Consider the following 8,144-nt stretch of genomic DNA (forward strand, 5'->3'; position numbering starts at 1 on the left):
TTCAATTTCAGTTTAAAGTAATCCAATAATTAAAAACGTTGGTATTATATAATTTGAAAGCGTTAAGAGTTTGATAACAATTAGCTAAATTAGTGCCTTTGTAAACCCTTTTTTTGATGAAACAGTTTATTTTTTTATTGGTAATCGCTACCATTGGAATAGTTTCCATAAGCTGCAATGGCAGAGACAGAGTGTTTAAAACCAATACAGAAGTTTTAATTGAAAACAAATTATTGGACTCTTTTTCTGAAAACATCACCTACGTTCCGGAAACTTATACAGAAGTTGCAACAGATACCATTTTATACAACGGGTTTCATGTAAAATTGAAGACCTATACAATTATGGACAAACATATTGTAAACGAATTTAAGCAAGACAGTATTGTTTATAAGAAATATTATAGGGAATTTGTTACAGATGTGATTGTTACAAAGAATGACAAAGAAATTTTTAATGAGAGAATTGATAAAGAATTCATACATAAACACAACAACAATCTTCAATTAAATAAGGCTATTATTAATGTCATGGTAAACCAAGTCTCTTCAGTTAAAAATCATGGCCTTGTTTTATCTGCAATGATAAAGGACATTCAAAATGAGACAATAACATTTTGTGACATTCTTATAGATTCTGAAGGAAACCTTGTTTTGAAGGAAGTTCAAGAGCTTTATGCTTTTAATGAACAAACTTGAACTTTGAACTTTGAATATTAAACTTTAACCATAAACCATACCATATGCTTGGCTTAAAATTACCAACAGATCCACGTTGGGTAAATATAGTAGAAAAAAACATTGAAGATATTTTAACAGATCATGCCTATTGCGAACAGAAAGCTGCAAGTACAGCTATCTCTTTAATAGTTGGCTTTCCAGAATATACTGAACTGGTGCAGGAAATGATTGCTTTGGTAAAAGAAGAAATAAGTCATTTTAAAATGGTTCACGATAGGATTTTGGACAACGGTTGGACTTTGGGTCGCGATAGAAAAGACGAATATGTATTAAAACTAATTACTTTCTTTCCAAAAGGAGGCAGTAGAACCACACAATTGGTCCATAGACTGCTTTATGCTGCTTTAATTGAAGCCAGAAGTTGTGAACGTTTTAGGTTACTGTCAGAAGAATTGGAAGACAAGGATTTGGCAGAATTTTATCGAAAACTTATGGTAAGTGAAGCCAACCATTATACCATGTTTTTAAGGTTTGCCAGACAATATGGAGACCGAAAGGAAGTGGATAAAAAATGGCAAGACCTACTTGATTTTGAAGCAGACATCATGAAAGACCTTGGTAAAAAAGAAACCATTCATGGATAAGATTTTGTATCTTAGGTAAAAATCTCAATTATTTATGAAAACATACTACTTTGTTTTCGCCTTACTTATTAGTTTAAATTCTTTTAGCCAAAATGAAATACAAGGCGAATGGTTTTTACATTACATTAACATTGAAAACACGCAACAATACAGTACCATACCAAACTCGATTAATACATTTAATATAGACAGCGAAACCACTTTCTATGGAAATATATGTTCCAATGGCTATGCTGGCAGTTATGTATTTAATAATGATAATACAATTAGTATTACTAATTTTTCTGCTTTGGGAGGCTTCTGTAGTTATGAATTTGAAGAAGACCTTTTTCTTAATCCTTACATGTGGAGTTTTTTAGGATTGTATACCGATGATCCAATCTTTTCATACGAGCTAAATGGTACTGGAATTAACGAAACTTTAAAACTAATACATAGCAATGGTAATTATGTCTTTTATGGCAGACAAGAATTGGCTTTGGACACAAGTTTATTGGGTGATTGGTATCTGCATACCATTACTGCATATGGCAATCCACCTATAACAACTTCTCCATATAATTACAGATTGAATTTTACAATAGATAATTCCAATTTCAATTTGTATGACAATGAAGGAGAAATGAAATGTAATGCATATTGGGCTTCTTCATCAATTCCATCTCCTAATGTATTGGAACTTATATTTGGTGGAGCTACTCTTGCTTTTTGTGAACCCTCAGAAGAAGATTTATACTTACATCTATTAACAGATCATAATAATTCAGGCACCATGTTACATGCTTATAATATTACAGGAACTAGTAATAATGCCATTTTAACATTAACAAACAGTGACAACAATGTACTTGTTTTTGGAAGACAAACCCTTTCAAATCCTACATTTACAGAAAGAAAATCTATTAAAATCACACAAAATCCAGTACATGAGGAATTGAAAATTTCGACAGAAAATGATGATTTTGAAAACTTATCGTATTCAATTCACTCTATGGAAGGTAAAATCATTATTGAAAAAGAAGGGTTAAGTCAGAATAAAATTAATGTTTCATATTTAGAAACTGGTGTTTATTTTTTAGTTGTTTCAGACAAAAACAGTCAACAACATGTTTTAAAATTTATCAAAGAATAATCATTCTTAATATTTAAAAACAAAAAACTCCAATATGTCGCCATATTGGAGTTTTTTTATTGTTTAATATCTCTACTAAATCTTTACACCAACACCTATTTGTATGTTGCTGTTTTTTGCTTCGAAAGAAGATTCTTCGTCAAGCACATTGGTAAAACCATAATGGTATCTGGCATCAATAAAAATATCGTTGGTAACAAAAAACTCCAAGCCTCCTACAACAGAAAAAGCAAAGTTTTTGTAACCATCTTCATGTTCCCAAACTTTTACACCTGCCATTGGACCAGCACCTACAGAGAATCTTTCTCCAAATCTATATTTCATTAATACTGGTATTTGTATGTAATCAATCCTTAAATCTTTGTCTTTGGCACCTTCGGCAGAAAACTGGATTTCTGGAGCAATGGCAACAGACTTGGATAAATCGTATTCGCCAAAAAAACCAATGGCAAAACCGTTTCTATGTGTGTTATCAAAAATTGGACTTGGTTCAAAATCCAAATTGGAAATGTTTAAACCAGCACGAATGCCATATAAGCTTCCTTGTGAAAATGAATAGGTTGAGCATATTACAAAAGCCAAAAGAAAAATTGTTTTTTTCATAATAAAATATTTTTAAAAAAGTAGTTTCGGGTTTCTAATGAAGCTAATATATACGTTTTGCCGAAAAGTGATATATATTAAAGATTAAATGTATAATTTTTACTGTGTATTGCTTGAAACCGTATCGTAATAGATGCTTTTTATAATGCCATCGGACAATCCGATTTTTGGAACATAAATATCTTTGGCACCACTCCATTTCATGGCAGAGAGGTAAATACGTGTGGCAGGAATAATAACGTCTGCTCGGTCTTGATTCAAATCCAGTTCGGTAATTCGCTCTTCATATGAATACGATTGTAAGGTATTGTAATAAGAAGTTAAATAGAAATAGGTTAAGGGTTTACCCAAAGGTTTCCCGGAGATTTTAAATATTTTATTAATGTTACCACCAGAGCCTATAACATCAATTTTTTCATAAGCTTCTGTATGTTTCTTGATCCAAGTCTCCAGTTCGTTCCAGGTTTCTTTTTTAACAATATCGTTCAATAATCTTACCGTCCCAATTTTAAAGGACTTTGAAGTTATGGATTGTCCATTGTGGATAACAGTAAATTCGGTACTTCCACCACCAACATCCACATACAGATAGGTTTTGTTTTTATCAATAAACTGATGCAGGTCTGTTGCGGCAATAATGGCAGCTTCTTCTTCACCTTCTATAATATCTATTTTAATGTTGGTTTTTTTATAAATCAATTCTGAAATGTCCTTCCCGTTTGCTGCTTCTCTCATGGCTGAAGTAGCACAAGCTTTGTATTTTACAACTTTATGGGTTTTCATTAACAACTTGAAGGCTTTCATGGTATCCAACATTCTTTCTTTGTTGTGGTCTGAAATATGTTGCTCCAAAAATACATCGGCTCCCAAACGAATGGGCACTCGTACCAAAGAGCTTTTTTTAAAGCGTGTATCCTTACCTTTCTCTTCAATTATATTTGCTATTAAAAGTCTAACAGCATTGGATCCAATATCTATAGCAGCATATTTTTTTATTGAAAGCATCTTAATTTTCTAGTTTTTTTAAATAGTAATCGTACAAAGCAAATTGCGATCTAATTTTTGGTGCTTTGCTTTTTCTGTATTCGTTTTTTTGGGATTCGTTTAAAATCCTGGCTTTTACGTTATCGCTCCAAGATATATTAAAGGTATCTATAAGTTCTTGTTTAATGTCTTCGTCATAAATTGGACAACTCACCTCTACCCTGTTTTCTATGTTTCTGGTCATGAAATCGGCTGATGAAATGTAAACCTTTGGGTTATTATCATTGCAAAATATATACAGTCTGGTATGTTCCAAAAACTTATCTACTATACTTATTACTTCAATATTTTCGCTCATTCCTTTTACACCTGGAATCAAGCAACAAATGCCACGAATAATCATTTGAATTTTAACACCTGCCCTACTGGCTTCATATAGCTTGTCTACCATTTTAAAACTGGACAAACTATTCATTTTCAATCTGATATAGGCTGGTTTTCCAGCTTTCACGTTTTGGATTTCGGTATCTATAAGTTTAAAAAAGGCTTTTTGTGTATAATGAGGCGAGGTAATAATGTGTTTGTATCTGTAGATTTTGTAATTTATTTCAAAGAAATTAAACACTTTATTAATATCTTTTAATATTCTTTGGTCTGAGGTAAACAATGTGTAATCTGTATATATTTTAGCTGTAGACTCGTTAAAGTTCCCTGTACTTATAAAACCATAACGTTTTAATTTATGGTTTTCCTCTCTTTCTATCACACACATTTTACTATGCACTTTTAAGCCTTGAACACCAAATATTAAATTAATGCCTTCGTTTTGCATTTGCTCGGCATAATCTATGTTGGCTTGTTCGTCAAAACGAGCTTGTATTTCTATGGATACAGTAACTTTCTTTCCATTTTTTGCAGCATTGATGAGGGAACTTGCCACATGCGAAATTTCTGCAAGTCTATAAATGGTTATTTTTATGGTTTTTACTTTTGGGTCCAATGCAGCTTCCCTTAAAAATTTTACCACATAGGAAAAGGTTTGATAAGGCGCATAAAGCAAGTAGTCTTTTTTAGCCACACTATCAAAAATGCTGGCTTCCAAACTCAAGCCTTTAATTGGTAAGGGTTCAATTTTATTGTAAAGCAAATCGGTTCTACCAAGACTTGGAAAGCCCATATAATCCCTACGATTGTGGTAACGACCACCTGGAATAATGCTATCGTGGGAATCAATTCCCATTTTGGACATGAGATAGGTTAAGGTTTCGTTGTCTATGGTTTTATCATAAACAAACCTAACAGGTTCACCTATTTGTCTGTGTTTTACACTATCGGAAATTTTTTCTATAAAACTTTTACTCAAGTCACTGTCAAAATCCAGTTCACCATCGCGAGTAATTTTTATCATATGTGCAGTGATGCTGTCATAATCAAAAATGTTAAAAATATCGTCCAAGCAATATCGAAGCAAATCATCTAGCATAATGATATAGCTTTTATCGTTCTGTTCTGGCAACACAACAAAACGATCCATGGTTTTTGATATTTCTATTAAAGCATACTGATGGTTTTTTCCATTGTTCAAAACCATTTTAACAGCTAGGTAAGATGCACTATCCTTCAAGTTGGGTAAGTCTACCTGATTGCTTAAGATAATGGTTACCAAGGCCGGACTTACTTTTTGAATAAAATATTGTTTAATGAATTTATGTTGCGCTTCGTTTATTTCATCTTCTTTTATAAAATAAATATGCTCTTTTTCCAGCTTGCTTTGAATATTGCTCAAAATTTCTAAGCTTTCACTTTGTTGCGCGATAACAATTTGGGTGATTTCCTCCAACAATTCCTTGGCCTTGATACCACCAAGCTCGCTTTTTGCACCTTTTCCAGCTTCAACAATACGTTTTACGGTTGCATAACGTACTTTAAAAAACTCATCTAAATTGTTTGAGAAAATTCCTAAAAACCTCAATCTTTCAATTAATGGCACATTTTTATCTGCAGCTTCCTGTAGCACTCTTGCATTAAATTGCAACCAACTTATTTCTCTGTTAACATAACTGTTATTAAGCTTCTCACTTTTTGTCATTAAAAACATATTTAGATACTACAAATATATTCTATTAGTATGAAATACCGAATAGAATGACCTCATACTTATAAGTTAAAGCACAAGCCAATATTGAAAAAATAAAAGCAGGAATGATGGTTCTGGAATTTACACCAATAAAAACCCGTTTGACCATTAAATTTTCAAGGAATCACTCTCTTAAATCCCTAGGAAAAATAATTTTAAGTGTTTGTCCTTTAAAAATGTGTTTCCAGGAGTCCACATGAAATTCTATAACCACAAGCCCACTTGTAGGCACATTGTCTATATATCTATCGCCAAAGGTATTCACAAAATGGGTCAAGGCATGATTATGTCCAAAAACCATCAAGCATTGAATGCTGTCTGATGTGTTTTTTATTGTTTTGATAAGGCTTTCTCCTGTAAAATCATAGAGTTCTTTATAATAATGAACCAAATCTGGATTTATTTTTAGGTTTTCAATAAAGATTCCTGCAGTTTTTTTAGCTCTTTTTGCAGTACTTGAAAGTACCATATCCGGTTGTGTTTCAAACTGTTTAAAGTATAAAGAAACAAGTTCTGCATCTTTAATACCTCTAGATTCCAAGCCTCTTTCATGATCTGACAAGTCTTCTTTCCAAGAAGATTTAGCATGTCTAACAATAATTATTTTTTTCATTTTTACGATTAAATGCAATTTTTATCGATAAAGTGTTGCATATGTCGGTCATATGACTTATTTTGGCCACAAATAAAAATATAAGTAAGCTATTATAAAACTATAAAAATTAATTGTTAATTAGTAATTGCATGGCATAAAGTTCCATGAATGGTTAATATTAAGGTTTTCAAAATTTATAAGTTCGGTTAATTATTGCATTTCATCGATTAAGTGTTTGTAGAACTCCTGTTATCGAATATTTGAGTTATTTAACATTTATTTTTGATTTGATTAAAGAATCGCTATTTATTTGTATTGTAAGCTATTAATCAAAGATGATCCCAAATCAAGAAATTAACTTAATCCATTATGCATTGATACGTCAATGTACTTCCCTCAACAATTTTCAACATATTGAAATACAAAGAATTAAGATAAAATTTAGGTTTTAACATTTTTATTATTTAAGGTTTACAATTTAAACTTGAAAAATTATGAAAAAAACAATTGAACGAACGTTTTCAAACTTTCTATTGGTTTGTATGCTATCCATTTTCTTTTCTGCCAACCTTTTGGCACAAGAAAACATTCAGAGAATATTCGATGACAATTCTGAAAATAGCAATTTAAGGACTTCTGTGACTATTCCTGACCAATTATTGCATGGAAAAAATCCTACCATTTACATAGAGAATTCAAGAATTATTAATGTCACTGGTGAAACAAGTCCTAAGGTGTTAAAACTTTTAGATGGAACTTCAAGCAGCTTATTATTAGACAACAACAATTTGTATAGTCAGGTAGAAGTAATTACCATAACATTAAATAGAGCATCCGATTTGAACAATAGATTGGATTTGTCAAGAATCAATGGATTTCCTTCATTGAGATATGTGTATGTAAAATGTTTGTTTGAATGTACAGACCAACAAATTAGAAACTTCCTCTTAAATGCAGATTCTGTTACAACTGTATTTTATAAAGTTGTAAACCCGTCCTAAATAAAATTATAATATTTAATTATTATACAGATGAAAAAATTATACGCTATTAAAATTCAAGCTAATAGAAATGTTTTAAAACTAGTTTTATTAACAGTTATGTTATTAAGTGCTAGTTTCTTTAGCTACAGTCAAGTTAGGGTTCCGTTTACTCCAAGGGAATCTGATTTTACTCCGGGTCAAACAGTATACAATATTAAAGGGGACTTTACCATGATAGGTAATACCAACCTTACCCTGGAAAATTATACCGATACTAGAAACAATAGTAATAACGATATGGAGTATGTTGATGTTGATGGCGATCCATCAACCAGCAACTCTTCATCGTCAACCTTAACGTTTTCAACTGAAAATGGAGCTAATCC

Annotated in this window: 8 protein-coding genes and 1 pseudogene; 5 read left to right on the plus strand and 4 right to left on the minus strand. The window is 31.6% G+C overall.

Features of this window, described 5'->3' with window-relative positions; translation table 11 throughout:
- Positions 1-116 precede the first annotated feature (116 nt).
- Genes AACY93_RS08390 through AACY93_RS08400 form a run of 3 tightly spaced genes read left to right on the plus strand, consistent with a single transcriptional unit; the run spans position 117 to position 2,456 of the window.
- The gene (locus AACY93_RS08390; protein WP_286853913.1) at positions 117-698 is read left to right on the plus strand and encodes a hypothetical protein; all 582 of its coding nucleotides are present in this window, start codon (positions 117-119) and stop codon (positions 696-698) included.
- A 44-nt stretch (positions 699-742) separates the two neighbouring features.
- Positions 743-1,324 carry a tRNA-(ms[2]io[6]A)-hydroxylase gene (locus AACY93_RS08395; RefSeq protein WP_286853911.1) on the plus strand — a complete coding sequence of 194 codons (582 nt, stop codon included), beginning with the start codon at positions 743-745 and terminating at the stop codon, positions 1,322-1,324.
- 34 nt (positions 1,325-1,358) lie between these two features.
- Positions 1,359-2,456, plus strand: a complete 1,098-nt coding sequence (locus AACY93_RS08400) for a T9SS type A sorting domain-containing protein (RefSeq protein ID WP_286853909.1) — start codon at positions 1,359-1,361, stop codon at positions 2,454-2,456.
- Between the two features lie 75 nt (positions 2,457-2,531).
- Here the strand turns inward: AACY93_RS08400 and AACY93_RS08405 are convergent, their stop codons facing one another.
- The 4 genes from AACY93_RS08405 to AACY93_RS08420 all read right to left on the minus strand — a co-directional run bounded on the left by AACY93_RS08405 (position 2,532) and on the right by AACY93_RS08420 (position 6,793).
- Positions 2,532-3,059, minus strand: coding sequence for a porin family protein (locus AACY93_RS08405; RefSeq protein ID WP_286853906.1), 528 nt, complete (start codon positions 3,057-3,059; stop codon positions 2,532-2,534).
- Between the two features lie 99 nt (positions 3,060-3,158).
- The gene (locus AACY93_RS08410) at positions 3,159-4,064 is read right to left on the minus strand and encodes a rod shape-determining protein (protein ID WP_286853904.1); all 906 of its coding nucleotides are present in this window, start codon (positions 4,062-4,064) and stop codon (positions 3,159-3,161) included.
- Between the two features lies 1 nt (position 4,065).
- Complete coding sequence (gene ppk1 / locus AACY93_RS08415; protein ID WP_286853902.1) at positions 4,066-6,132, minus strand: polyphosphate kinase 1; 2,067 nt, start codon at positions 6,130-6,132, stop codon at positions 4,066-4,068.
- Positions 6,133-6,304: 172 nt separating this feature from the next.
- Entirely contained in the window at positions 6,305-6,793 is a 489-nt protein-coding gene (locus AACY93_RS08420; RefSeq protein WP_286853900.1) for a histidine phosphatase family protein, read from the minus strand.
- A 476-nt stretch (positions 6,794-7,269) separates the two neighbouring features.
- Here AACY93_RS08420 and AACY93_RS08425 point away from each other — a divergent pair, with 476 nt between their 5' ends.
- The gene (locus AACY93_RS08425) at positions 7,270-7,776 is read left to right on the plus strand and encodes a hypothetical protein (RefSeq protein ID WP_286853899.1); all 507 of its coding nucleotides are present in this window, start codon (positions 7,270-7,272) and stop codon (positions 7,774-7,776) included.
- A gap of 30 nt (positions 7,777-7,806) precedes the next feature.
- Positions 7,807-8,144, plus strand: a pseudogene (locus tag AACY93_RS08430) (hypothetical protein); the annotation flags it as partial.

Origin of the sequence: uncultured Xanthomarina sp. (genome assembly GCF_963971605.1) — a bacterium.
GTDB classification, from domain to species: Bacteria; Bacteroidota; Bacteroidia; order Flavobacteriales; family Flavobacteriaceae; genus Xanthomarina; species Xanthomarina gelatinilytica.